General features: G+C 60.6%; 21 protein-coding genes. 16 read left to right on the top strand and 5 right to left on the bottom strand.

Features of this window, described 5'->3' with window-relative positions; all coding sequences use genetic code 11:
* The first annotated feature begins 1 nt into the window (after window position 1).
* The 4 genes from cobN (at window position 2) to ACYZTW_RS19375 (ending at window position 7,638) form a co-directional block, all read left to right on the top strand.
* On the top strand, window positions 2–3,892 hold the full coding sequence (gene cobN, locus ACYZTW_RS19390; RefSeq protein ID WP_462001363.1) for a cobaltochelatase subunit CobN: 3,891 nt from the start codon (window positions 2–4) through the stop codon (window positions 3,890–3,892).
* Between the two features lie 251 nt (window positions 3,893–4,143).
* Entirely contained in the window at window positions 4,144–5,142 is a 999-nt protein-coding gene (locus tag ACYZTW_RS19385) for an ATP-binding protein (RefSeq protein ID WP_462001362.1), read from the top strand.
* 119 nt (window positions 5,143–5,261) lie between these two features.
* Entirely contained in the window at window positions 5,262–5,807 is a 546-nt protein-coding gene (locus ACYZTW_RS19380; protein WP_462001361.1) for a vWA domain-containing protein, read from the top strand.
* Between the two features lie 184 nt (window positions 5,808–5,991).
* On the top strand, window positions 5,992–7,638 hold the full coding sequence (locus ACYZTW_RS19375) for a phospholipase D-like domain-containing protein (protein ID WP_462001360.1): 1,647 nt from the start codon (window positions 5,992–5,994) through the stop codon (window positions 7,636–7,638).
* 122 nt (window positions 7,639–7,760) lie between these two features.
* Here the strand turns inward: ACYZTW_RS19375 and ACYZTW_RS19370 are convergent, their stop codons facing one another.
* Complete coding sequence (locus ACYZTW_RS19370; RefSeq protein WP_462001359.1) at window positions 7,761–8,987, bottom strand: NADH:flavin oxidoreductase/NADH oxidase family protein; 1,227 nt, start codon at window positions 8,985–8,987, stop codon at window positions 7,761–7,763.
* A 77-nt stretch (window positions 8,988–9,064) separates the two neighbouring features.
* Between ACYZTW_RS19370 and ACYZTW_RS19365 the strand changes: the two genes are divergently transcribed.
* Entirely contained in the window at window positions 9,065–9,469 is a 405-nt protein-coding gene (locus ACYZTW_RS19365) for a MerR family transcriptional regulator (protein ID WP_462001358.1), read from the top strand.
* Here ACYZTW_RS19365 and ACYZTW_RS19360 read toward each other — a convergent pair.
* On the bottom strand, window positions 9,459–11,009 hold the full coding sequence (locus ACYZTW_RS19360) for an MFS transporter (RefSeq protein ID WP_462001357.1): 1,551 nt from the start codon (window positions 11,007–11,009) through the stop codon (window positions 9,459–9,461). The two genes, ACYZTW_RS19365 and ACYZTW_RS19360, sit on opposite strands and share 11 nt — an antisense overlap.
* A gap of 103 nt (window positions 11,010–11,112) precedes the next feature.
* Here ACYZTW_RS19360 and ACYZTW_RS19355 point away from each other — a divergent pair, with 103 nt between their 5' ends.
* Complete coding sequence (locus ACYZTW_RS19355) at window positions 11,113–11,979, top strand: LysR family transcriptional regulator (protein ID WP_462001356.1); 867 nt, start codon at window positions 11,113–11,115, stop codon at window positions 11,977–11,979.
* Window positions 11,980–12,102: 123 nt separating this feature from the next.
* On the opposite strand, the gene ACYZTW_RS19350 is transcribed toward ACYZTW_RS19355, so the two are convergent.
* Window positions 12,103–12,546, bottom strand: a complete 444-nt coding sequence (locus ACYZTW_RS19350; protein WP_462001355.1) for a thioredoxin family protein — start codon at window positions 12,544–12,546, stop codon at window positions 12,103–12,105.
* Window positions 12,547–12,937: 391 nt separating this feature from the next.
* On the opposite strand from ACYZTW_RS19350, the gene ACYZTW_RS19345 reads away from it, so the two are divergent.
* The 10 genes from ACYZTW_RS19345 (at window position 12,938) to ACYZTW_RS19300 (ending at window position 20,454) form a co-directional block, all read left to right on the top strand.
* Entirely contained in the window at window positions 12,938–13,186 is a 249-nt protein-coding gene (locus tag ACYZTW_RS19345) for a type II toxin-antitoxin system Phd/YefM family antitoxin (protein ID WP_461979762.1), read from the top strand.
* Window positions 13,176–13,457, top strand: coding sequence for a type II toxin-antitoxin system RelE family toxin (locus ACYZTW_RS19340; RefSeq protein ID WP_462001354.1), 282 nt, complete (start codon window positions 13,176–13,178; stop codon window positions 13,455–13,457). Before ACYZTW_RS19345 ends, ACYZTW_RS19340 begins: the two co-directional genes overlap by 11 nt.
* Window positions 13,458–13,755: 298 nt before the next feature.
* Window positions 13,756–14,604 (top strand): transporter substrate-binding domain-containing protein, encoded by an 849-nt coding sequence (locus ACYZTW_RS19335; protein WP_462001353.1) that lies wholly within the window; start codon window positions 13,756–13,758, stop codon window positions 14,602–14,604.
* Window positions 14,605–14,655: 51 nt separating this feature from the next.
* Window positions 14,656–15,318: an amino acid ABC transporter permease gene (locus ACYZTW_RS19330; protein WP_008015908.1), complete on the top strand. Its 663-nt coding sequence runs from the start codon at window positions 14,656–14,658 to the stop codon at window positions 15,316–15,318.
* A gap of 8 nt (window positions 15,319–15,326) precedes the next feature.
* The gene (locus ACYZTW_RS19325) at window positions 15,327–15,989 is read left to right on the top strand and encodes an amino acid ABC transporter permease (RefSeq protein WP_462001352.1); all 663 of its coding nucleotides are present in this window, start codon (window positions 15,327–15,329) and stop codon (window positions 15,987–15,989) included.
* Window positions 15,986–16,792: an amino acid ABC transporter ATP-binding protein gene (locus ACYZTW_RS19320; RefSeq protein ID WP_462001351.1), complete on the top strand. Its 807-nt coding sequence runs from the start codon at window positions 15,986–15,988 to the stop codon at window positions 16,790–16,792. Before ACYZTW_RS19325 ends, ACYZTW_RS19320 begins: the two co-directional genes overlap by 4 nt.
* 41 nt (window positions 16,793–16,833) lie before the next feature.
* The gene (locus tag ACYZTW_RS19315; protein ID WP_462001350.1) at window positions 16,834–17,223 is read left to right on the top strand and encodes a RidA family protein; all 390 of its coding nucleotides are present in this window, start codon (window positions 16,834–16,836) and stop codon (window positions 17,221–17,223) included.
* A gap of 146 nt (window positions 17,224–17,369) precedes the next feature.
* Complete coding sequence (locus ACYZTW_RS19310; RefSeq protein ID WP_462001349.1) at window positions 17,370–18,134, top strand: IclR family transcriptional regulator; 765 nt, start codon at window positions 17,370–17,372, stop codon at window positions 18,132–18,134.
* Between the two features lie 39 nt (window positions 18,135–18,173).
* Entirely contained in the window at window positions 18,174–19,391 is a 1,218-nt protein-coding gene (locus ACYZTW_RS19305) for an amino acid deaminase (RefSeq protein WP_462001348.1), read from the top strand.
* 127 nt (window positions 19,392–19,518) lie between these two features.
* Window positions 19,519–20,454, top strand: coding sequence for a sugar kinase (locus ACYZTW_RS19300; RefSeq protein WP_462001347.1), 936 nt, complete (start codon window positions 19,519–19,521; stop codon window positions 20,452–20,454).
* A gap of 122 nt (window positions 20,455–20,576) precedes the next feature.
* On the opposite strand, the gene ACYZTW_RS19295 is transcribed toward ACYZTW_RS19300, so the two are convergent.
* Entirely contained in the window at window positions 20,577–20,852 is a 276-nt protein-coding gene (locus ACYZTW_RS19295) for a peptidylprolyl isomerase (protein WP_007898282.1), read from the bottom strand.
* Between the two features lie 70 nt (window positions 20,853–20,922).
* Window positions 20,923–23,460 carry a hybrid sensor histidine kinase/response regulator gene (locus ACYZTW_RS19290; RefSeq protein WP_462001346.1) on the bottom strand — a complete coding sequence of 846 codons (2,538 nt, stop codon included), beginning with the start codon at window positions 23,458–23,460 and terminating at the stop codon, window positions 20,923–20,925.
* Window positions 23,461–23,561: the final 101 nt, after the last annotated feature.

Below are 23,561 nucleotides of genomic sequence, written 5' to 3'. Positions count from 1 at the left end.
CATGCACCTGCTCAGGACCCAGCCCGGCGGTTTCGTGTCGGATGACAACATTGCCGACCTTGGACAAACTCCCGCCGAGCTGGTGATCCTGTGCAGCGGCGACTCCAGCCTCGCACTGCTCGCCGAGGCGGCGCAGCAGTTGCCGGATGATTACCCGAGCGTGCGTCTGGCCAACCCGATGCAGGTGCAGAACCACGCGTCGGTCGACCTGTATGTCGACGAAGTGCTGCGCCACGCCAAGGTCATTTTGATTTCGCTGCACGGCGGCATCGCCTATTGGCGTTACGGCGTCGAGCAACTGGTGCAACTGTCGGAGCGCGGCGTGCAGCTGATTCTGGTGCCCGGCGATGACCGCCCGGACCCGGAACTCAGCGAGCTGAGCACGGTGGCTGCCTGCGACCGCGATCGGCTCTGGCAGTTTCTGCGTCAGGGCGGCATGAGCAATGCCCTGGATTTCTTCCGCTGCCTCGCCAATCGTTGGCTGGATCGCGACTACGCCTGGGCCGAGCCGCAAACCCTGCCGCGCACAGCGATCTACCACCCGCAAAAAAGCCCGGCTGAACTGAAGGATTGGCAAGCCGACTGGCAGGCCGATCAACCGGTCGCGGCGGTGCTGTTCTACCGCTCGCATTTGCAGGCGGCCAACACCGGCTTCATCGATGTTTTCTGCCAGCGTTTGCAGGCAGCGGGGCTGAACCCGTTGCCGATTGCGCTGGCCAGTTTGAAAGAGCCCGGCTGCCTGACGGTGGTTGAGGACCTGTTGGACGAAGTCGAAGCCGGCGTGATTCTCAACACCACCGGTTTCGCGCAATCCAGCCCTGAAGCGCCGCACTTACGACCGTTTCGCCGCAACATTCCGGTGATTCAGGCGATCTGCGCCCAGGACAACGAGACCGGTTGGCGCGCCAGTGAACAGGGCCTCGGTCCACGTGATCTGGCGATGCACATCGCGCTACCGGAATTGGATGGCCGAATCATCAGTCGGCCGATCAGCTTCAAGGACCTGGCCTGGCGCAGCGAGCGCAGCCAATCCGACGTAGTCTGCTACCGACCGCAACCTGAACGTATGGATTTTGTCGCCGAACTGGCGCGGCGCTGGATTGATCTGGCGCGCGTGCCCAATGGCGAGAAACGCATCGCCCTGATCCTCGCCAACTACCCGACCCGCGATGGTCGTATCGGCAACGGCGTGGGCCTCGACACCCCGGCCGCCGCGTTGAATATCCTCCGTGCGCTGCACACCGAAGGTTATCCGCTACCGGCGGAGTTGCCGGACACTGGCACCGCGTTGATCCAGCAGTTACTCGGTGGCGTCAGCAACGACCTCGACACCCTCGACCAGCGTCCGTGTCAGCAAAGTCTGTCGATGGACGACTATCTGCTGATGTTCAACGCTTTGCCCGAAGCCAACCGTCAGGCCGTGCTGGAACGTTGGGGCACGCCGCAAAGCGATCCGATGTGCCGTGGCGGGCGAATGATGATCGCCGGGCTGCGCTTTGGCCTGACCTTCGTCGGCATTCAACCGGCACGGGGTTATCAGGTGGACCCGAGCGCGGTGTATCACGACCCGGACCTGGTGCCGCCTCACGGTTATCTGGCGTTCTATTTCTGGTTGCGCAACACCTACGGCGCCCACGGCGTGATCCACGTCGGCAAGCACGGCAACCTCGAATGGCTGCCGGGCAAAGGCGTCGGGCTCTCCGAGAGTTGCTGGCCGGATGCGCTGCTCGGGCCGTTGCCGAACATCTATCCGTTTATCGTCAACGATCCGGGCGAGGGCGCCCAGGCCAAGCGCCGTACGCAGGCGGTGATCATCGATCACCTGATGCCGCCGCTGACCCGCGCTGAAACGTACGGCCCGTTGCGCAACCTCGAATTACTCGCTGACGAGTATTACGAAGCGCAATTGCTCGATCCGCGCCGAGCCCGGGAATTGCAGCGCGACATTCTGCAACTGGTGCGCGATACGCACATCGACCGCGAACTGCAACTGGACGAAAAACTCGACAGTGATGCCGATGCGGCGATCTGGTTGCCGCGTCTGGACACCTATCTGTGCGACTTGAAAGAGTCGCAGATCCGCGACGGTCTGCATGTGTTCGGCGAGTCGCCGACCGGGCGTTTGCGCATCGATACGTTGTTGGCGTTGTTGCGCATTCCGCGAGGCGATGGGCGTGGTGCGCAATCGAGCCTGCTGCGGGCCTTGGCCAAGGCGTTCACGTTGGGCTTCGATCCGCTGGATTGTGCGCTCGCCGAACCTTGGATCGGGCCGCGTCCGATTGAACTGCAATCCCTCACCGACGAAGTCTGGCGCACAGCAGGTGATACCCGCGAACGTCTGGAGCTGTTTGCCGGGCAACTGATCTCGAACACATTAGCCACCCCCGAACCCTGTGGGAGCGAGCTTTTGTGGCGAGGGGATTTATCCCCGTTGGACTGCGCAGCAGTCCCATTTTCCGGGGCCGCTTCGCGACCCAACGGGGATAAATCCCCTCACCACAAAAGCCTGCTCCCACAGGAGGCGGGTTGGGCCGAGGTGCACGCCATCATCGACAGCCTGCGCGAAGTCGTCGCGCCACGGCTGGACGCCTGCGGCCCGGCGGAAATGCGCGGTCTGCTCGACGCCCTCAGCGGCCGATTCGTGCCGGCCGGCCCCAGCGGTGCGCCGAGTCGCGGACGGCTCGACGTGCTGCCAACCGGGCGCAACTTCTACTCGGTGGACGTGCGTAACCTGCCGACCACCACCGCGTGGCGCATCGGTTTCCAGTCGGCCACCCTGATTCTTGAACGACACCTGCAAGACCACGGCGATCACCTGCGTCAGCTTGGTCTGTCGGTGTGGGGCACTGCGACCATGCGCACCGGTGGCGATGACATCGCTCAGGCCATGGCGCTGATGGGCGTGCGCCCGGTCTGGGCCACGGGCAGTCAGAGGGTCGACGACTTCGAGATTCTGCCGCTGAGTCTGCTGGACCGTCCGCGCGTGGACGTGACGTTGCGCGTCTCCGGATTCTTCCGTGATGCCTTTGCCAACCTGATCCGTCTGTTCGACGCCGCTGTACAAGCGGTCGCCGCCCTCGACGAACCGGACGACCTCAACCCCCTGGCCGCCAAGGTGCGTGCCGAGCGCGAAGCGTTGATGCAATCGGGGCTGGATGAAGACGCGGCCAAGCGTCAGGCCGGTTGGCGCATCTTTGGCGCCAAACCCGGAGCTTATGGCGCGGGCGTGCAGGGCGCCATCGATGGTCGTCTGTGGCAAAGCCGTGACGATTTGGCCGAGGTTTATCTGAACTGGGGCGGCTACGCTTACGGCGGTTCTGATGAAGGCACTGCGGCGCGAGCGCAGTTCGCTCAGCGCCTGAGCCAGGTGCAAGCCGTGTTGCAAAACCAGGACAACCGTGAACACGACTTGCTCGATTCCAACGACTATTACCAGTTCCAGGGCGGCATGCTCGCGGCGGTGGAAAGCCTCAGTGGCGAAGCGGCGGCCAGTTACCATGGTGATCACAGTCAGCCGGACTTGCCGAAGATCCGCACGTTGAAGGAAGAGCTGAACCGGGTGATTCGCTCCCGGGCAGCCAATCCGAAGTGGATCGACGGCGTGAAGCGCCACGGCTATAAAGGCGCGTTTGAACTGGCGGCGACGGTTGATAACCTGTTTGCCTTCGACGCTACAACGCAGTTGATCGACGATCATCAGTATGCGTTGCTGGCGGATGCGTATTTGCTGGATCCGGCGACCCGTGATTTTGTTCGTGAGCATAATCCGCATGCGTTGCGCGACATGACCGAGCGGATGCTGGAGGCGCAGCAGCGGGGGATGTGGAAGGAGCCGGGTGATTATCGGGAGGCGCTGGAGAATTTTTTGTTGGATATTGAGGAGGAGGGGTAGTGGTTGTTTCGGTATTTTTTTACAGACTGAAATCCACCCCTCACCCCAACCCTCTCCCCACGGGGGAGAGGGGAAAGGGAGCCGATCTTCATGCGCTTCAACGCCTGAGTTCGACTCGCAATCGCAGGTCGCAGAATTTCGTTTAAACAACCCGATCAGTCCCCTCGCCCCTCTGGGGAGAGGGTTAGGGTGAGGGGCCGATCCCCCTGACACCCCACCACCAAACCAACGACCACGGACCCAGACAACCCATGACCGACACCCCCCATTTCCCCCTCTCCGCCGTGGTCGGCGCCGACGATCTCAAACTCGCCCTCTACCTGACCGCCATCGACCCGAAAATCGGTGGCGTTCTCATCGAAGGCCCCCGCGGCATGGCCAAGTCAACATTGGCCCGAGGCCTGGCGGACTTGCTCGCCAGCGGCCAATTTGTGACATTGCCGTTGGGCGCCACCGAGGAACGGCTGGTCGGCACCCTTGACCTGGACGCCGCCCTGAGCGAGGGGCGCGCACAGTTTTCCCCCGGAGTACTGGCGAAGGCCGACGGCGGCGTGCTCTACGTTGATGAGGTCAATTTATTGCCCGATCACCTGGTGGACCTGCTGCTGGATGTGGCCGCCAGCGGCACCAACCTGATCGAGCGCGACGGCATTTCCCATCGGCATTCGGCGAAGTTCGTGCTGATCGGGACCATGAACCCGGAAGAGGGTGAGCTGCGTCCGCAACTGCTCGACCGTTTTGGCCTGAACGTCGCCCTGAGTGGCCACACAGCACCGACCGAGCGCGGCCAGATCATTCGTCGGCGGCTGGATTTCGACAGCGATCCCCACGGCTTCTACACCGAATGGGAAAGCCCGCAGCAGTCGCTGCGCGAACGTTGCCAGAAAGCGCGCAGCGCACTGGCGAGCATCCCGCTCGACGATCATGCGCTGGCGCAGATTACCGAGCGCTGCTTTGCCGCCGGTGTCGACGGCTTGCGCGCCGACCTGGTCTGGTTGCGCGCCGCGCGTGCCCACGCGGCGTGGCGCGGGGCGAATGCAATCGCCGAGGAAGACATCGACGCCGTCGCCGAGTTTGCCTTGCGCCATCGCCGCCGCGAGCCATCGCCACCGGCGCCGCAACACAGTCAGCCGCCCTCTACGCAACATTCCAACCCGAGCGAAGGCCAGGGCCAATGGGGGGAAATGCCCGCCCAGGCGTTACCGGTCGGCGCACGACGTGAAGTGCCGAGCTGGCCAAAAAAGTCCTAGGCATTCGCCCTCGATCTGATGCGGGGGCGAATGCCAAACCCCGCGCCGGACGACTGGATAACGGCAAACAGGGTAAACGTCACGCGGCGCGTAGCGGTTCGATCAATTGGCCGGGCACGTTGCTGAACGGCCGTCCGCGTCAACGCGACGACGTCTTGTTTCACCTGCGCACCCGTTCGCCCCACGAACTGTGGCTGGTGATCGTCGATGCCTCGGCCTCGACTCGCCGCCATCAGGCGTTGAGCGATGCCAAGGGTTTGCTGGCGCAACTGTTCGACGACGCCTATCGCCAGCGTGCGCGCCTGGCATTGCTGACTGCCAGTGGTCATGTGCCGAAATGGCAAGTGCAAGGGTTGAAAGCCTCCGCGGGTTTGCGCAACTGGCTTGATGGGCTGGGAGCGGGCGGTGGTACGCCATTGCTGGCGGCGCTGGGTGAGGCAGGGCGCTGGCTGGCGGTAAGGCAGAAGCGTTTTCCGGCGGAACAGCAGCGCTTGTTGCTGGTGACCGATGGCCGATTGAAGGACTGGTCGATGTTGCCGGCGCTTGATTGTCCGGGGCTGCTGATCGACATCGAACGCGGGCCGATTCGGCTTGGGCGTGCAAAACAGTTGGCGGCGGCGCTGCTGGCTGATTATCGGCACATTGATGAGCTGATTTCAGGCTGAGTACTATGTTGCCTCGGCTGGCCTTTTCGCGAGCAGGCTCGCTCCCACAAATGGTCTGTGGCGTTCACAAATCCCATGTGGGAGCGAGCCTGCTCGCGATGGCATCACCTCGGAACTGGATAATCACGGTCAGCCCGCATCGCTGCCCTATGCTCTATGAGCAAAACCATCACAGGAGTGACGTATGCGCGTTCTAGCCGCTAACCATCAGGATGATTTCCGCGTCAAAGCCTACGCTGGCACCAATGGCGTGCTGTTGGCCATGGACCTGTCCGAACCCCGCCGCAAAGGCCTCTTGGGTTTCGCCATCGAAAAACAGCAAGGCCCCAAGCCCTGGCTGTTCCTGTTCAACAGCCTGACCTTCCCCGGTAAGGTGCATACATTTCCCCAGTTTCACGCGACCCCCAGCGATATCGCGCCATTACAGAAATTTCGCTGGGCCGATTACGCGGTCAATCCGGGGATGACGATCCATTACCGAATCCATCTGGCCTACGGCACCGTTGATGCGCCGCAACTGGGTGAATACCTGGAAGTGACGGTCACCTCCGACAATGGTCAGCCGAATAACCAAAGCGTGATCTTCAATCGCGCAGTGGCCGCCAGCCAGGCGTTCCAGCGCAAGTTTCCCGAGCTCGACGCGCTGATCAGCGCCAACAAGAACCTGCCCATCGAAGCCTGGCCGGATGCCCCGCGGCAATGGCTGGAAAACGGTTTGCTCGGGCGTTTGCTGGGGTTTATCGAGCGTGCGGTGGATGGCCAGTGGGCGCTGGACATTGCCATCTACGAGTATGAATTGCAGGCCATTGTCGATGCGGTCAATGCCGCGTTCGAGCGTGGGGTAAACGTCCGAGTCCTGTATCACGCTCAACCGGGCGATGAAGACACCACCCTGAACGAGACCAGCCTGGAAAAAATCCCGGCAGAGAACAAGCGCGGGCGGGTCACCCACAACATCTTCCACAACAAATTCATCGTCCTGAACCGGCTCGACGCCGCGGGGCAGCGTCAACCGGAAGCGGTGCTGTGCGGCAGCACCAATTTCACGCCCAACGGCGTTTACCGCCAGGCCAACGTGGTGCATGTGCTGGACGACACACGCGTCAGCGCCAGCTACCTGCACACCTTCGAGCAGGTCTGGGCTAACCCGGCGGATGTTGGCGCCACTCGAAACTGGCTCAACCAAAACAACCCGATGGATCCGCTGCAACCGATGTTCGCCGGGTTCTCACCGCGCTCGGGCAAAGGGGATCTGGATGAGTTTGTCGAGATCATCAACGCCGCGAAAAAGGACGTGCTGTTCGTCACCGCGTTCGCCTTGCCCGACGATATCCTGAACGGTTTGCTCGGACAGCCCCACGACGACATTTTGCGTTACGGCCTGCAAAACACCACCAGCCGCATCACAGGTTTCCACGCCGACCGCACCGCCGAATTCGCCGCCACCGCGCTGCTCAACACCGGGCTGGAAGGCTGGCTCAGAGAGAACATGAAAGGCCAGAAGGGCAACCTGCTGGTGCACACCAAAGCCGTGGTGACGGACTTCACCAGCGATGCGCCGACGATCATCAGCGGCAGCCATAACCTCAGTGCCGCGGCCAGCAATGGCAATGACGAGAACTACCTGATCATTCGCGGTGATACCGATCTGGCAGACCGTTATGGTCTGGAACTGCTGCGGTTCTACGAGCATTACCGCTTTCGCTATTTCGCCAGGAAACTCGCGCTCAAGCAGGTCCAGCCATTGGCGGCGGATGACAGCTGGACCGATGATTACTATCGCGCGGAGGATTTGCGCATGCTCTCAAGAGTGCGCTTTTCCGGACGGTAAACACGCTCGCCGGGCAGATGTACCCCCTGTGGGAGCGAGCCTGCTCGCGAAAGCGGCCTTCCAGTCAACAATGATGTTGTCTGACACTCCGCCTTCGCGAGCAGGCTCGCTCCCACATTTGATCACTTCATTCCCATCGCCTGCCGGTACTGGCGGGTGCGTTTGGCGATGTACAAGCGGTCGAGGATCAACGCCCATAGCGCCGAAACGTCGGGACGGGTCTTGCGCCCACGGCTCAGGCGATTGAGCTGGAACTTCACGACAGCCATGCTCGCCAGTGCCGCCAGGGGTTTGCGCTTCCAGCGAATCGGCGGCAGTTGCGGGTGACTGTTCTGACCTTCGCGCCAGCGTTTGACCAGTTGAGGTTCGAGCGCCAGTGCCGTGCCGATTCCGGCCATGGCGATGCCGCTGTCGAGCACCTGTTCGACGATGGCCAGGCGTCGAATTCCGCCGGTCACCATCACCGGCATGTTCGCCACGCTGGCCAGCTCACCGGCCATTTCCAGAAAATACGCTTCTCGCGCCAGGGTTCGGCCATCCCGGGCCTCGCCTTGCATGGCCGGGGCTTCATAGCTGCCGCCGGAGAGCTCCAGCAGGTCGATCGGTTGATCATTGAGCCACTGAATCACTTGCCGGGCGTCGTCGGCATCGAAACCGCCGCGCTGGAAGTCCGCCGAATTGAGCTTCACCGACACGCAAAATGTCGGCGACACGGCCTTGCGCACGGCGCTGACCACCGTCAACAACAAGCGAGCGCGGTTTTCCAGTGAACCACCCCAGCGGTCGGTCCGGCGATTGGTCAACGGCGAGAGGAACTGGCTGATCAGATAACCGTGCGCGGCATGAATCTGCACCCCGGTGAAACCGGCCTTTTCCGCCAGGGCGGCGCTGGTGGCGAAACGTTGGATGACGTCTTCGATGTCGCGCTCGCTCATGGGTTTGGGCTCGGCAAACATCTTCGAGAACGCGCCCAGGTCCAGTGCTACCGCCGAAGGCGCCAACGCTTGCTGGCCGAGGTTGGCCATGGTCTGACGGCCAGGATGATTGAGCTGCATCCAGAACTGCGCGCCACCGGCCCGACCGATGCTTGCCCACTGGCGAAAGCGTTCAAGGTGCCGCTCATCTTCCAGCACCACGCCACCGGGACCGGTCATGGCGCGGCGGTCGATCATCACGTTACCGGTCAGCAGCAGGCCGGCTTCACCCTCGGCCCACGCCTGATACAGACGGAACAAGGCCTCTGCAGGTGCCTGCCCGCTGTCAGCGAGGTTCTCTTCCATCGCGGCTTTGGCGATGCGGTTGCCGATGGTCTGGCCGTTGGGCAAATTCAACGCTTGGAAGGGCGACATGCTTGACTCCTCATCAGTGATGAACAGAGGCTAAGCTTAAAGTTAACTTTAATGTCAAGCAGGCAAATGAGGCTGAGATGAAGATTGGTGAACTGGCGCAATTGAGCGGGTTGAACGCGTCGCGCATTCGGTTTTACGAGGCTCAGGGTTTGATTCGGCAGGTGGAACGCCGGGCCAACGGTTACCGGCATTATCCCGACCAAGTGCTGCAAACCCTGAAGATCATCCGGTGCGCCCAACAGGCCGGATTCAGCCTGGAAGAGTTGAAACAGTTATTGCCGGACAGCGCGACCGGTGAGTTCAAGCAAGACGAATTGCTGGCGGGTCTTAAGCGTAAAGTCGATCAGATCGAAGAGATGCAGCTGCACTTGGCGCAGAGCAAGGCGCAGCTGTTGGAGGTGATCGACAACATTCAGTCGCGGCCCGAGGGCATGGGTTGCGAAGCGAATGCCCAGCGGGTATTGGCGTCGTTCAAGCCTTAGCGCCGAGGGCTGCAGTCGACGGAGCGGGGATCGGATTGCGCATCAGCGTGCCCACCACCAGCGCACCCAGTAGTGCCAACAATCCCGCGACCCACAGCAGCAGACTGAAGCCGCCGACGAAGGCTTGCCGGGCCAACGGTTCGACCACGGTACGTGCGGTTTCCGGCAACAGGCCCATCGCCGCCGTCATGTCACCGGCCACCACCCGCGAGGCGATGCCCTGGGTTTGGCCGAGCCATTGCGCACCTTGCGCCGTCAGGCTCGTACGCAACAACAGCTCGGTATGACTGGACAGCAACGCGCCGAACACGCCGATGGCCAGCACGATTGCGCTGAAGCGCATGGTGGTGCTCATGCCTGAAGCCATGCCGGTGCGTTCACGTGGCACGCAGGCCATGATGTTTTTTTGCGTATCGCCGTTGAGCAGCCCGGCACCGGCGCCCGTCACGGCAATCGCCAGGGCGAAGGGCAGGTAACCACCGTTGCTGACCGCCCAGGCGCTGAGCAGACTGCCGCTGCCGACCAGGGTCAAACCGGCGGCCATCAATGTGGCGGGGGCAAATCGACTCGCCAGACGTACTCCGATGCGCGGGCAAATCAGCATGGTCAGGGCAAACGGCAACATCCCCAGACCTGAATCGATGGCCGAGAAACCCAGGCCGTTTTGCAGGTAGAACGGCAGCAGGGTCATCATCACCTGGGCGCAACCGGCGTAGGCAAACATGCCCAATAGCGCACCGATGAAACGCGGATGCTTGAACAGTTGCAGATCGACCATCGGCCGCCGCTGCATCCGTTCAATCACTACGAACAGCCCCAGCAACAAGGCGCCGCCGATCAGCCGAGCATAGGTCAGCGGATTGCTCCAGCCAATCCGGTTCGCCTCGATCAGGCCCCAGATCAGGCACAGCAAACTTGCACTGAACGCCAGGCTGCCCCAGGGATCGAGGCGGGCGGACTGAGTGTCGCGGGACTCCGGCACGGCGCGCCAGACCATCACCATCAACAACAATCCCACCGGTAAATTGAGGTAGAAAATCCAGCGCCAGCCCATGTATTCGGTGATCAGCCCGCCGACCGTCGGTGCGGCGGTCATCGCCACCCCCATGCACGCACCCCAGAACGCCCAGGCTTTGGCCCGTTCCACTTCATCGTGAAAGGTGTGGCCGATGGAGGCGAGGGCCGAGGTCAGCAGCAAGGCCGCGCCGACACCCTTGATCGCCCGGGCGATGTCGAGAAACAACGCATTGGGCGCGGCACCGCAACCGATGGACGCGAGGATGAAAATACCCAGCCCGCAGAGCAGGGTTTTCTGCCGGCCGAAGCGGTCGGCAATGCTTCCAGCCGGCAGTAAAAGAGCGGCGAAGGCCAGCATGTAAGCGCTGACCACCCATTCGATGTCGGCAAAGTTAGCGCCCAGGTCCCGGGCGATCGTGGGCAGCGTCACTGCGACGATGTTGGTGTCGAGAACGATCAGCGAGCAAACGCCTGAGGCTGTGAGTAACGTCAGTCGCGGGCTCACCTTGGGTTTGACGGGCATGGCAGCGTTTCTCTACTGTAAAAGTCAGTGCAGCTTATCGCCGGTTGCTACTTTCCTTGTTAGGTACTCCTTGTCACTTCATTACCTTTGAGCTAACGCACCGATGGATATTCGCCATTTTCGCTATTTCCTCGCCGTTGCCCGGCAAGGCAATTTCACCCGCGCCGCCGAACAACTCGGTATCGCACCACCGACCTTGACTCGACAGATCCAGGACATGGAGAACGAACTCGGCACGCGATTGTTCGTGCGCCAAACACGTGAAGTCAGCCTGACCGAGGCCGGCGCCGCGCTGGTGATCGAGGCCGAGGCGACGGTGCGGCAATTCGAATACGCTCAGTACAACGCCCAGCGTGCCGGGCGCGGGGATATTGGCCATATCGAACTGGGTTACGTGGCTTCGGCGGTGTATTCGGGCTCGCTGCAGAAACAGGTGCAAGCCTTCAGCCGCGAGTGTCCTGATGTCAGCCTGAACGTACGGGAAAGCCCCATGGCGTCATTGCCGGTGATGGTGGTCGAGGGGCGTTTCGATATTGGTTATGTCCGCTCACCCATGACCCTGCCTGAAGGCCTGGACGCCATTCGCCTGGATGCAGAGGGTTTTGTGCTGGCGGTGTCGGCCGAGTCCTGGCTGTGCCGTCTGCCCGAGATTGCTCCGGAACATTTGCAGAACGAGACGTTCATCCTGCCGGAGCAAATCAGCGGCACCTTGCAAGTCGCCGCCGAGGGTGGATTTGCGCCGAAACTGGGGGCGCAACCGGGTGGGTTGGTGGCGGTCATTGCCTTGGTGTCGTTGGGGCAGGGCGTGGCGGTGGTGCCAGAATCGGTGGTCGGGCATGTCAGTCTGCCCGGTGTCTTGTACCGGCCGATCAAAGGTTGCGAGGCGAGTTCGTGGTTGTCGTTGATCCATCGGCGATTCGAGAAGTCCGCAGCGGTCGCCAGGTATATCGAGCAGGTCAAGAATCGCTAAGCGCAAAAGCTTCGCGAGCAGGCTCGCTCCCACAATTGACCGAGTTACCCAAACAGACACGGTCATCTGTGGGAGCGAGCCTGCTCGCGAAAGCGATCTTTCAAACACTGAAAATGACAAGGATTAGCAGCAAATCCACCGATTCAACTGCCCGGTTGCGCGACGCACAGTGCGCAACCTTCGCAGGGTCTGGCGCAACCATGCCAGATCGTGAACCGGTTTACGCTTCACCGTTGCCGGTTTCACCTTGCCGATGTGCCTGGCGAAGTCTTCCTGCAGGGTTTGCTCAGTGCCAATTCCCTTGAGCTTCTTCAGCAGTTTCCCATTCTTGTAAAACAGCACGGTCGGAGTGCCGGTGACGTCCGGATGCCGAGGCGATTCGCTGGTGTTCAACATGTAGATTTTGGCCTGAAGCCGATACGGCTCGGCAATCTGGCGAAAGACCGGTCCGGCCATTTCACAGGCGGGACAGTGTTGACTGCCGAAATACAGGATCACCGGGCGCCAGGTTTTCAGGGCCTTGCGATAGACCGGGGCCAGCGCTTTGCGAGCGATTTTTGAGCTCATTGAAATTTCCTTTTAACAACGGCCATTGGCGGTCCGTCGACGGTAAAGGAAGGCGCAGGGACGGGTCTACTGTCAGAAATAACAGGTAGGTTTTCCTACATGGACCAGGACACGTCTTACCGCGATGCGGGACCAACCCGACAGGAAACACGGAAAGCCGGAAGCGTGTGGCGTGATACTTTTTGTTCATTCCTCAATAGAGGCAGTCATGGACGGTGGGAAAGGAGTGTCCGAACAGATGAGAGGGAACCTGGAGCGCAAGATCAAACTGCGAATCGAAGGGCAAAAAGCGGCCAGTACTGAGCAGCTCATTTATGACAAAAGGATAGAGGCAGATACGCTTTGGAGTGCTATTTTTAGCACTTCTAAAAGCACTCTAAGGAATAACTTCATGACACATATCGTGCTTTCGCAGGTGGTGGCTAGCATCTCTGAACTGAAAAAAAATCCAATGGGTACGGTCGCTGCCGGCGGTGGCCTGTCTGTTGCGATCCTTAACCGCAATGAGCCGGCTTTCTATTGTGTTCCCGCCAAAGAGTACGAAGCCATGATGAATCGCCTGGATGATTTGGAGTTACTTGCCCTTTGTAAAGAGCGGGAAAACGATCCGACCATTAGGGTTTCGATTGATGACCTATGAGCTGGAGTTTTCTGAAAAAGCCTGGAAAGAATGGAAAAAACTCGGAGTAAACCTGAAGGACCAGTTCAAAAGGAAGCTTCAAGAGCGTCTTGTAAACCCGCACGTTCCCGCAGACCGACTTATCGGACTTAGGAACGCTTACAAAATCAAGCTACGTAGTGCCGGATATCGAATGGTATATCGCGTGCTTGATGATGTGCTGGTAGTGACCGTAATAGCAGTGGGGAAAAGGGAACGGGGCGAAGTTTACAAGGACGCAGCCGATCGCTGACGGGCCTTGTTAAATTCATCTTCCGACCGCTCTGTCTAATGCAGCACCGCACCGAATCAGCTCATCAAAACTCCAACTGTGAACCAGGTACCCGCACTGTGTAGCCAACGGTAGCGGTCGTTCATCTGTGCATTTCGTAATGTCCGGTTTGTATTTTTATCCATCCATTTGATTCAAAACACTTTTCAATCTCCCCAACATTCCGCCCACATCCTGTGGCACACTTTCTGCTGTCTATTCCGTTGTTACATACCTATATCCGGTATAACGGAATAAACATCACCCTGGAGTGCTTGCCATGCATCGCCGACCTTCCTTGTTTAAAGCGTGTGTTTTTGTTCTCGCGGCTTCGGCTGTTGCCATGGGCGTGGCCCAGGCGGCGGACAGCAAGCTCGATAGCGTGCTGGCCCGCGGGAAACTGATTGTGGGCACGGGCAGTACCAATGCGCCGTGGCACTTCCAGGGAGCGGATGGCAAGTTGCAGGGTTTTGATATCGATATCGCGCGGATGGTGGCCAAAGGGTTGTTCAACGACCCGAGCAAAGTCGAGTTCGTGGTGCAGTCGTCCGATGCGCGGATTCCGAACTTGCTGACCGACAAGGTCGACATGAGTTGCCAGTTCATCACCGTGACCGCCAGCCGTGCGCAGCAAGTGGCGTTCACGCTGCCGTACTACCGCGAAGGTGTCGGCCTGCTGTTACCGGCCAACAGCAAGTACAAGGAAATCGAAGACCTCAAAGCCGCCGGTGACGGCGTGACCGTGGCGGTGCTGCAGAACGTGTACGCCGAAGAACTGGTGCATCAGGCCTTGCCTAAGGCCAAGGTCGATCAGTACGACAGCGTGGACTTGATGTATCAGGCGGTGAACTCCGGCCGTGCCGACGCCGCGGCCACCGATCAGTCGTCGGTGAAATACCTGATGGTGCAGAACCCTGGCCGCTATCGCAGCCCGACTTACGCCTGGAGCCCGCAAACCTACGCCTGCGCGGTCAAGCGCGGCGATCAGGATTGGCTGAACTTCGTCAACACCGTTTTGCATGAAGGCATGACAGGCGTGGAGTTCCCGACCTACGCGGCGTCGTTCAAGCAATGGTTCGGTGTCGATCTGCCGTCGCCCGCCATCGGTTTCCCCGTCGAATTCAAATGATCCCGTGAGAGCGGGGCGGTTCCGATCGCCCCGTTCAAGGTGCTGCTGACCATGAACTATCAGTTGAATTTTGCCGCCGTGTGGCGCGATTTCGACACCTTGCTGGCGGGGCTCGGTCTGGGCCTTGAACTGGCGCTGGTGTCGATCGCCATCGGCTGCGTGATCGGCCTGATGATGGCGTTTGCGTTGCTGTCAAAGCACCGCGCGTTGCGGGTGCTGGCATCGGTGTACGTGACGGTGATCCGTAACACGCCGATTCTGGTGTTGATTCTGTTGATTTACTTCGCCTTGCCGAGCCTGGGGATCCGTCTGGACAAGATCCCGTCGTTCATCATCACGCTGTCGCTGTATGCCGGGGCCTATCTGACCGAAGTGTTCCGCGGTGGTCTGTTGAGTATCCCCAAAGGCCAGCGCGAAGCGGGGTTGGCGATCGGTTTGGGCGAGTGGCAGGTCAAGGCGTACGTCACCGTGCCGGTGATGCTGCGCAATGTGCTGCCGGCCTTGTCGAACAACTTCATCTCGCTGTTCAAGGACACCTCGCTGGCCGCGGCGATTGCCGTGCCGGAGCTGACCTATTACGCGCGCAAAATCAATGTCGAGAGCTACCGGGTGATTGAAACCTGGCTCGTGACCACAGCGCTCTATGTGGCGGCCTGTTACCTCATTGCCATGATGCTGCGTTACCTCGAGCAGCGTCTGGCGATTCGCCGATAGGAGGCCACATGTACGAATCCCCCAGTTGGTTGCATGAGTTATGGGTGGCACGGGAAGTCCTGTGGCAAGGCTTTTTGACCAGCGTGCAGGTCTCGGCCCTGTCGATTCTGTTGGGCACGATGGTCGGCATCGTCGCCGGCCTGGTGCTGACCTACGGCAAGTTCTGGATGCGCGCACCGTTTCGGTTTTACGTCGACCTGATTCGCGGCACGCCGGTGTTTGTATTGGTGTTGGCCTGTTTTTATATGGCGCCGGCGCTGGGCTGGCAGATCAGCGCGTTCCAGGCCGGTGCGTTGGGGCTGACGCTGTTTTGCGGCTCCCACGTCGCCGAGATTGTTCGCGGTGCGTTGCAAGCGCTGCCCAGTGGTCAGATGGAAGCGAGCAAGGCCATCGGCCTGACGTTTTATCAAGCGCTCGGTTACGTGTTGTTGCCTCAGGCGCTGCGGCAGATCTTGCCGACCTGGGTGAACTCGTCCACCGAGATCGTCAAGGCTTCCACGCTGCTGTCGGTGATCGGTGTCGCCGAGTTGTTGCTCAGTACGCAGCAGATCATCGCCCGGACCTTCATGACCCTCGAGTTTTACCTGTTCGCCGGATTTCTGTTTTTCGTCATCAACTACGCCATCGAGTTACTCGGCCGGCACATTGAAAAGCGGGTGGCCTTGCCATGACTCAACCTTCGCTCTCTAACGCAAAAAATGCTCAAAACGATCAGCCCCTGCTGGACATTCGCGGGTTGCACAAAAAGTACGGCCAGCTCGAAGTGCTCAAGGGCGTCGACCTGACCCTGCAGCGCGGCAACGTCGTGACGCTGATCGGTTCCAGCGGCTCGGGGAAGACCACGCTGCTGCGTTGCGTGAACATGCTCGAAGAGTTTCAGGGCGGGCAGATCATGCTCGATGGCGAGTCCATCGGTTATGACGAGATCAACGGCAAGCGCGTGCGGCACCCGGAAAAAGTCATCGCCCGGCATCGGGCCATGACCGGCATGGCGTTCCAGCAGTTCAACCTGTTTCCGCACCTCACGGCGTTGCAGAACGTCACCCTCGGTTTGCTCAAGGTCAAAAAGCTGCACAAGGATGAAGCGGTGGCCCTGGCGGAAAAATGGCTGGAACGGGTCGGCTTGCTGGAACGGCGAGATCACTTCCCCGGTCAGTTGTCCGGCGGTCAACAGCAGCGCGTGGCGATTGCGCGAGCGATTGCGATGAACCCCAGCTTGATGCTGTTCGACGAAGTCACTTCAGCCCTCGACCCGGAACTGGTGGGTGAAGTGCTGAGCGTGATCAAGGGTCTGGCCGAGGACGGCATGACCATGCTGTTGGTGACCCACGAAATGCGCTTCGCCTTCGAAGTCTCGGACAAGATCGTCTTCATGAATCAGGGGCGGATCGAAGAGCAGGGACCACCCAAGGAACTGTTCGAACGCCCGCAATCGCCACGACTGGCGGAGTTTCTCAAAAACACGCGGTTCTGATTTTTTCAAAGAATTTCACTTATCAATCAGGAGAAACACTCATGAGCATTACTCGTTACGGCACCGGCAGCACCGCCGGTGGCGGCCAGCCCCGTCCTTTTGCCCGCGCTGTTGAAGCCGATGGTTGGCTGCACGTGTCCGGCCAGGTGCCGGCGCTGGATGGTGAGATCATTGCGGGTGGCATCGTCGAGCAGACTCACCAGGCCATGAAGAATTTGATCGCCATTCTCGAAGAGGCTGGTTATGGCCTGGAAGACGTAGTGCGCGCTGGTGTGTGGCTGGAAGACCCGCGGGATTTCTGGAGTTTCAACAAGGTGTTTTCCGAGTACTTCAAAAGCGAGCACGCACCGGCCCGGGCCTGCGTACAGGCGAACATGATGGTCGATTGCAAGGTCGAGATTGACTGCATCGCGTACAAGAAAAAGGCCTGAGATTTGCGGTGAATTCTTCGCGAGCAGGCTCGCTCCCACCTTGGAATGCATTCCCCTGTGGGAGCGAGCCTGCTCGCGAAGGCGGCCTAACGGTCGACGCAGCACCCTGGTTAAACTCCCGGCCACTTTGAATGGGAACCTGAAACATGACCGAAGACACCATCAAGCGCCGGGCTCGCGGTCTGGACCGGGCGTTCGATATCCTCGATTTCCTCAAGGAAGTCGGTAAACCCCTGCGCCCGAACGAAATCGCCAGCGGCATCGGCAGCCCGAAATCCACGGTCTACGAATTGGTTGCTTCCCTGCTGGAGAGGCGGATTCTGGAGGCCGTGGGCAAGGACGGTCACGTCTACCTCGGCCGTCAACTGTATTTCCTCGGGCAGGCGCATTTGCGTCACTTCGACCTGACCCGCGAGGCCGATCACGCCTTGCAGGAGATCGTCAGCCAGACCCGCGAAACCGCGCAGATGTGCCTGCTCAACGGACGGAAATACACCGTGGCCTTGATGAAAGAAGGCGAGCGGCATTTTCGCATTTCCTCCGACATCGGCGAGAACGCGCCGATTCCCTGGACCGCTTCCGGGCGTCTGCTGCTGGCGCATTTGAGCGACCAGGAAATCATCGACCTGATCGATCACGACGATTTCATCCTGCCCAACGGTGAACGCTTGCCGCTGGCGCAGTTTCTCCAGGAGATTCGTCAGGCCGCTATCGATGGCTTCTTCTCTTTCGATAGCGTTGCCGACACCTTTACCCATTGCTTCGCCGCCCCGGTGAAAGACCCGAACGGCGTGGCCGTTGCTACCCTGTGCATTGTCGCCCCACGGTCCGATGCCAAGAACAACTACAACGACTATCGCCGGGTGCTGATCGACAGCGCCAACAGCCTGGCCCGTCGTATCAGCGAATAACAGCGGCTGCCTGTGGCCGCGAATGTGAGGAGCTCGACCATGTCTACTGCCCAAAATACTGCCGCCGTGGAAAAGGGCGCCGCCCAGACCGGCGCCAACCTGGTGCGCGACGTCAGCCTGCCTGCGTTGGTGCTGCACCGCGAAGCGCTGGAACACAACATTCGCTGGATGCAGGACTTTGTCAGTAACAGCGGTGCCGAACTCGCCCCCCACGGCAAAACCAGCATGACCCCGGCACTGTTTCGCCGGCAATTGGACGCCGGTGCCTGGGGCATCACCCTGGCCAGCGCCACACAGACTCGCGCGGCTTACGCCCATGGCGTGCGTCGGGTGCTGATGGCCAACCAATTGGTCGGTACGCCGAACATGGCGCTGATTGCTGATCTGCTGGCAGACCCGACTTTCGACTTCCATTGCATGGTCGATCACCCGGACAACGTTGCTGATCTGGGGGCGTATTTCGCCTCGCGCGGTGTGCGCTTGAACGTGATGATCGAGTACGGCGTGGTCGGTGGTCGTTGCGGTTGTCGCACGGAAGACGAAGTGGTCGCGCTGGCCAAGGCCATCGCTGCGCAACCGTCCTTGGCGCTGACCGGGATCGAAGGTTACGAAGGGGTAATTCACGGCGATCACGCGGTGAGCGGCATCCGTGCGTTCGCTGATTCTTTGGTGCGTCTGGCCGTGCAGTTGCAGGACAGCGGCGCATTCGCCATTCCCAAGCCGATCATCACCGCATCGGGTTCGGCCTGGTACGACCTGATCGCTGAATCCTTCGAAGCGCAGAACGCCGGTGGGCGTTTCCTCAGTGTGCTGCGTCCCGGCAGTTACGTGGCCCACGATCATGGCATCTACAAAGAAGCGCAATGCTGCGTGCTCGACCGCCGCAGTGATCTGCACGAGGGCCTGCGCCCGGCGCTGGAAGTCTGGGCTCACGTGCAGTCGTTGCCGGAGCCGGGTTTCGCGGTGATCGCCCTGGGTAAACGCGACGTGGCCTACGACGCCGGTTTGCCGGTGCCGCTGTTGCGCTACAAGGCCGGCGTGGTACCGGCGACGGGCGATGATGTCAGCGCCTGCAAGGTGACGGCGGTGATGGACCAGCATGCGTTCATGACCGTGGCGCCGGGCGTTGAGCTGCGGGTGGGGGACATCATTTCCTTTGGTACTTCCCATCCGTGCCTGACGTTCGACAAATGGCGTACCGGGTGCCTGGTGGATGAGCAACTGAATGTCATCGAGACCATGGAAACCTGTTTCTAAGGCTTGAGACCGAGGGGCGGCCTTCGCGAGCAGGCTCGCTCCCACAGGGGAACGCATTCCATTGTGGGAGCGAGCCTGCTCGCGAAGGCGGCCGGCCAGACACCATCGAACTACCTGAGACACAACAATGAACACCATCAACACCCTCGGCCCCAACACCCCGCGCATCGCACTGATCGGCGAGTGCATGATCGAGTTGCAGCAACGTGCCGACGGCAGCCTGCAACAAAGTTTCGGTGGCGATACCCTGAATACTGCGGTTTACCTGTCCCGGGAACTGGGCGAGGGCGGCACGGTGGATTACGTCACTGCCTTGGGCGACGACAGTTTCAGCGATGCCATGTGCCAGAGCTGGGCCGACGAAAACATCGGGCTGGGCATGGTCCAGCGCTTGCCCGGTCGATTGCCCGGCTTGTATTGCATCCAGACTGACGCCGCCGGCGAACGGCGTTTTCTTTACTGGCGCAATGAAGCGGCCGTCCGCGATTGTTTCACCACCCCGGCCGCCGCGCCGATCCTGGCGGCACTGCCGGATTACGATGTGCTGTATTTCAGCGGCATCACCCTGGCGGTACTCGGTGCGCAAGGTCGGGAGAAGTTGCTGGAAACCCTGATCGAAGCCCGGCAGCGGGATGCGCGGATCGTGTTCGACAACAACTACCGGCCACGTTTGTGGGCGTCGATCGAGGACGCACGGGCGGCCTATCGTAGCGTTCTGCCCTATGTCGACCTGGCGTTGCTGACCGTCGACGACGAGCAAGCACTGTTTCATTTTTCCGATTGCGCAGCGGTGTTTGCCGCTTACGAGCAGATTGGCACGCCCGAGGTGGTACTCAAACGTGGCGCCGAGGCGTGTCTGATTCGTTGTGATGGCGAGTCGTTCGAGGTGCCGGCGCAGGTGGTCGGGCGGGTGGTGGACACCACGGCGGCGGGGGATTCGTTCAGCGCCGCGTACCTGGCCAGTCGGCTCAAGGGCGGCAGCCCGGTTGAGGCTGCCGAAGCGGGGCATCGCTTGGCGAGTCGGGTGATTCAAGTGCCCGGTGCGCTGATTCCAAAGAGTTGACGCAATCCCTGTGGTGAGGGGATTTATCCCCGTTGGACTGCGCAGCAGTCCCATCTTTTGGGGCCGCTGCGCGACCCAACGGGGATAAATCCCCTCGCCACAGGGCCATCAAGCCAACCACTTCAATCTCGGTAAAACACCTGCACCAGGTGATAGCCGAACTTGCTCTTGATCGGCCCGTGCACCACGCGCAACGGTTTTTTGAAAATCACGGCATCGATGACCCCGACCATCTGCCCGGGCCGCACTTCACCCAGGTCGCCGCCGCGTTTGCCGGACGGGCAGGTGGAATACTTCTTGGCCAGCACATCGAAGGCTTCGCCCTTGGCGATGCGCTGTTTGAGCTGTTCGGCTTCTTCCGAGGTTTTCACCAGAATATGGCGGGCTTGAGCTTTCATTGGGGCAGGTACCTTGCAACGGTGGTGGCTATGTTGGTGCCAGCGGGGGGGCGCGCGATTATGCCTTAACTCAGTGCGGTTGACCGATCATCGCGCGAATCTTGTTGGCCAACAGGTCAATGGAAAAGGGCTTGGCCACCATGTCCATGCCTTCCTCCAGGAAGCCCTGGCGCTCGGAGGCTTTTTCCGCGTAACCGGTCATGAACAGCACTTTGAGTTCGGGGCGGTGCTGGCGCGCAATCTCCGCCAGTTGCCGACCGTTCATCCCCGGCAGCCCGACATCGGTGACCAGCAAATCGACCCGCAGGTCGGATTCCAGCAGGGGCAGGGCGGTCTTCGCGTCTTTGGCTTCATGGGCGTGGTAACCCAGCTCGTTGAGCAGGTCGAGCACCAGCATGCGCACCGCCGGATCGTCCTCCACCAACACCACGGTTTCACCGGCAATCGCGGCCGGCGCCTCGCTGGTGACCGGCATCAGGATGTTTTCGGGCTCTGAGGCGTGCAGCCGCGGCAGGTACAAACGAACGCTGGTGCCTTGGCCGGGCAAGCTGAACAGGCTGACATGACCACCCGACTGCTGGGCAAAACCATAGATCATCGACAGTCCAAGACCGGTGCCCTGGCCGATGGGTTTGGTGGTGAAGAACGGTTCGAAGGCCTTGGCCAGCACCGACGGTGTCATGCCGCTACCGTTGTCGCTGACGGCAATCATCAGGTAATCCCCGGCCTTGACCGGTTCCAGGGTGTTGATGTCACTGCTGTCGAGGTAAACGTTGGCGGTTTCAATGCGCAACTCGCCGCCATCGGGCATGGCGTCCCGGGCGTTGATCACCAGATTGAGCAGGGCGTTTTCCAGCTGGCTGACGTCGGTGCTGACCGGCCAGACGTCATCGGCCAGTTGCAGTTTGAGCTCGATGTGGTCGCCCTTGGTCCGGCTGAGCAGGTCTTCCAGAGAATGGATCAGATCATTGGCGTTCAGCGGCTTGCGATCCAGTGACTGACGCCGGGAAAACGCCAGCAGGCGATGGGTCAGGGCGGCGGCGCGGTTGGCCGAGGACACTGCCGCCTCGCTGAAACGGCCCACCTCGGCGACGCGCCCGTCAGCGATGTAGCGCTGCATCAAGTCGAGGCTGCCGATGATCCCGGTGAGCATATTGTTGAAGTCATGGGCGATGCCGCCGGTGAGCTGGCCGAGCGCTTCCATCTTCTGCGCATGCCGCAACGCCTCTTCGGCGCGCTCGCGTTCGAACATCTCGTTCTGCAGTCGTTGGTTGGCTTCGGCCAATTGTTGGGTGCGGGCGGCGACTCGCTCCTCGAGCGTTTCGTTGAGGTTGCGCAGGGCTTCTTCGGTCTGTTTGCGCTCTGTTTCGTCAATCACAAAGATATAGAAACCATTGACCGCGCCATCCGCACCGTGGCGCGGCAAGTAGTTCATCAGGGCATGGCGGATGCTGCCGTCACGGTGCGGGGTGCTGATGCTGAAACAACAAGGCTTGCCGGACAGCGCCTGGGCGATGTATTCGGCGCGCAAGGCATAGGCTTCTTCACCCAGTACTTCACGGATGGTTTTGCCAAAGAGCTCCTGAGGCGTGAGCCCGTACCAGTCGAGGTAGGCCGCATTGTTCAGGCGAAAGCGTTCCTCGCGGTCCACGTAGCTGATCAGGATCGGCATGGCGTTGATGATCAGTTGCAGCTCGGTCTGACTTTGCCGCAAGGCTTGTTCGGTGTGTTTACGTTCGGTCAGGTCCAGGGCAGCGCCGAGGAAGCGAATCGGCCGGCCATGGTGGTCCTTGTAGCAACGACCCCGGGCAAATACCCAGCGCAGCTGACCGTCGGGTTGCAGCAGGCGATACTCCTCGGCGTACTCGGTGCCGTGGGTGATGGAGTGCTTGATGCTGCGGGCGACCATGGCGCGGTCTTCTGGATGCACGCCTTGGAGGTAGGCGCTGATAGGCAACTGATTGGCGAGCAGCGGGTCGATACCGTGTAATTGGGCGAAGCGGGTGTCGGCAATGAAGCGGTCTTCGCCGATGTCCCAGTCCCAGGTGCCGACGGCGTCGGTGGCGGCGAGGGCCAGTTGCAGACGCTCCTCGGTTTCGTGCTGGGCCTTGAGGCTGGCGGCCGAACGCTGTTCGAGTTCGAGGGCGATACGTCGGCGTTCGTTGGTTTCGATGGCTGTGACCAGAATCCCGGCGACCTGGGCGCTTTCATCGCGGATGGGGCTGTAGGTCAGGTCCAGCCAGAAGTCAGAGTCATGGCCATTACGCTGCAAGGTAAAGCGCTGTTCGCTGTAGGTCCGCACCTGTCCTTGTAGGACGGCGCTGTAAATGGGGTCGGTAAAGTCTTTTAACTCTGGCCAGATCAGGTGTGTCGGCTGTCCGAATGCGTGTGGATGCTTGCTGCCGGCCAACAGGGCGAAGCCGTCGTTGTAGATCTGCGTGAGCTGCGGGCCCCACAGCAACAGCATGGGCATCGGCGAATGAATCACGATATCCACGGCGGTTCGCAGGCTCTGCGGCCAGGTATTGGCAGCGCCCAGCGGGCTGCGTCTCCAGTCCAGTCGGGCAATCAAGGCCTGGGCATCGCTGCCGGTCGGTGATGCGTTCATCAAGATGTCCTGCACTTAAGTCGGTGTGGCGGTGTCAACTATCCTTGTACCGCAGTAGACGCTGGATGATCCATTTGCGGTCATTTTTATTCATTGAATGC

Source organism: Pseudomonas sp. LB3P25, assembly GCF_054897985.1.
The sequence above is the reverse complement of the archived record's forward strand: the minus strand, read 5'-3'. Positions and strand labels throughout refer to the sequence as shown.

Coding starts and splice junctions, on each gene's coding strand:
- ACYZTW_RS19310 (WP_462001349.1), top strand. CDS start 17,370: ATGACCGAAGACACCATCAAGCGCCGGGCTCGCGGTCTGGACCGGGCG.
- ACYZTW_RS19355 (WP_462001356.1), top strand. CDS start 11,113: ATGGATATTCGCCATTTTCGCTATTTCCTCGCCGTTGCCCGGCAAGGC.
- cobN (WP_462001363.1), top strand. CDS start 2: ATGCACCTGCTCAGGACCCAGCCCGGCGGTTTCGTGTCGGATGACAAC.
- ACYZTW_RS19345 (WP_461979762.1), top strand. CDS start 12,938: ATGACACATATCGTGCTTTCGCAGGTGGTGGCTAGCATCTCTGAACTG.
- ACYZTW_RS19360 (WP_462001357.1), bottom strand. CDS start 11,009: ATGCCCGTCAAACCCAAGGTGAGCCCGCGACTGACGTTACTCACAGCC.
- ACYZTW_RS19325 (WP_462001352.1), top strand. CDS start 15,327: ATGTACGAATCCCCCAGTTGGTTGCATGAGTTATGGGTGGCACGGGAA.
- ACYZTW_RS19330 (WP_008015908.1), top strand. CDS start 14,656: ATGAACTATCAGTTGAATTTTGCCGCCGTGTGGCGCGATTTCGACACC.
- ACYZTW_RS19315 (WP_462001350.1), top strand. CDS start 16,834: ATGAGCATTACTCGTTACGGCACCGGCAGCACCGCCGGTGGCGGCCAG.
- ACYZTW_RS19340 (WP_462001354.1), top strand. CDS start 13,176: ATGACCTATGAGCTGGAGTTTTCTGAAAAAGCCTGGAAAGAATGGAAA.
- ACYZTW_RS19320 (WP_462001351.1), top strand. CDS start 15,986: ATGACTCAACCTTCGCTCTCTAACGCAAAAAATGCTCAAAACGATCAG.
- ACYZTW_RS19350 (WP_462001355.1), bottom strand. CDS start 12,546: ATGAGCTCAAAAATCGCTCGCAAAGCGCTGGCCCCGGTCTATCGCAAG.
- ACYZTW_RS19335 (WP_462001353.1), top strand. CDS start 13,756: ATGCATCGCCGACCTTCCTTGTTTAAAGCGTGTGTTTTTGTTCTCGCG.
- ACYZTW_RS19300 (WP_462001347.1), top strand. CDS start 19,519: ATGAACACCATCAACACCCTCGGCCCCAACACCCCGCGCATCGCACTG.
- ACYZTW_RS19305 (WP_462001348.1), top strand. CDS start 18,174: ATGTCTACTGCCCAAAATACTGCCGCCGTGGAAAAGGGCGCCGCCCAG.
- ACYZTW_RS19295 (WP_007898282.1), bottom strand. CDS start 20,852: ATGAAAGCTCAAGCCCGCCATATTCTGGTGAAAACCTCGGAAGAAGCC.
- ACYZTW_RS19375 (WP_462001360.1), top strand. CDS start 5,992: ATGCGCGTTCTAGCCGCTAACCATCAGGATGATTTCCGCGTCAAAGCC.
- ACYZTW_RS19370 (WP_462001359.1), bottom strand. CDS start 8,987: ATGTCGCCCTTCCAAGCGTTGAATTTGCCCAACGGCCAGACCATCGGC.
- ACYZTW_RS19365 (WP_462001358.1), top strand. CDS start 9,065: ATGAAGATTGGTGAACTGGCGCAATTGAGCGGGTTGAACGCGTCGCGC.
- ACYZTW_RS19385 (WP_462001362.1), top strand. CDS start 4,144: ATGACCGACACCCCCCATTTCCCCCTCTCCGCCGTGGTCGGCGCCGAC.
- ACYZTW_RS19290 (WP_462001346.1), bottom strand. CDS start 23,460: ATGAACGCATCACCGACCGGCAGCGATGCCCAGGCCTTGATTGCCCGA.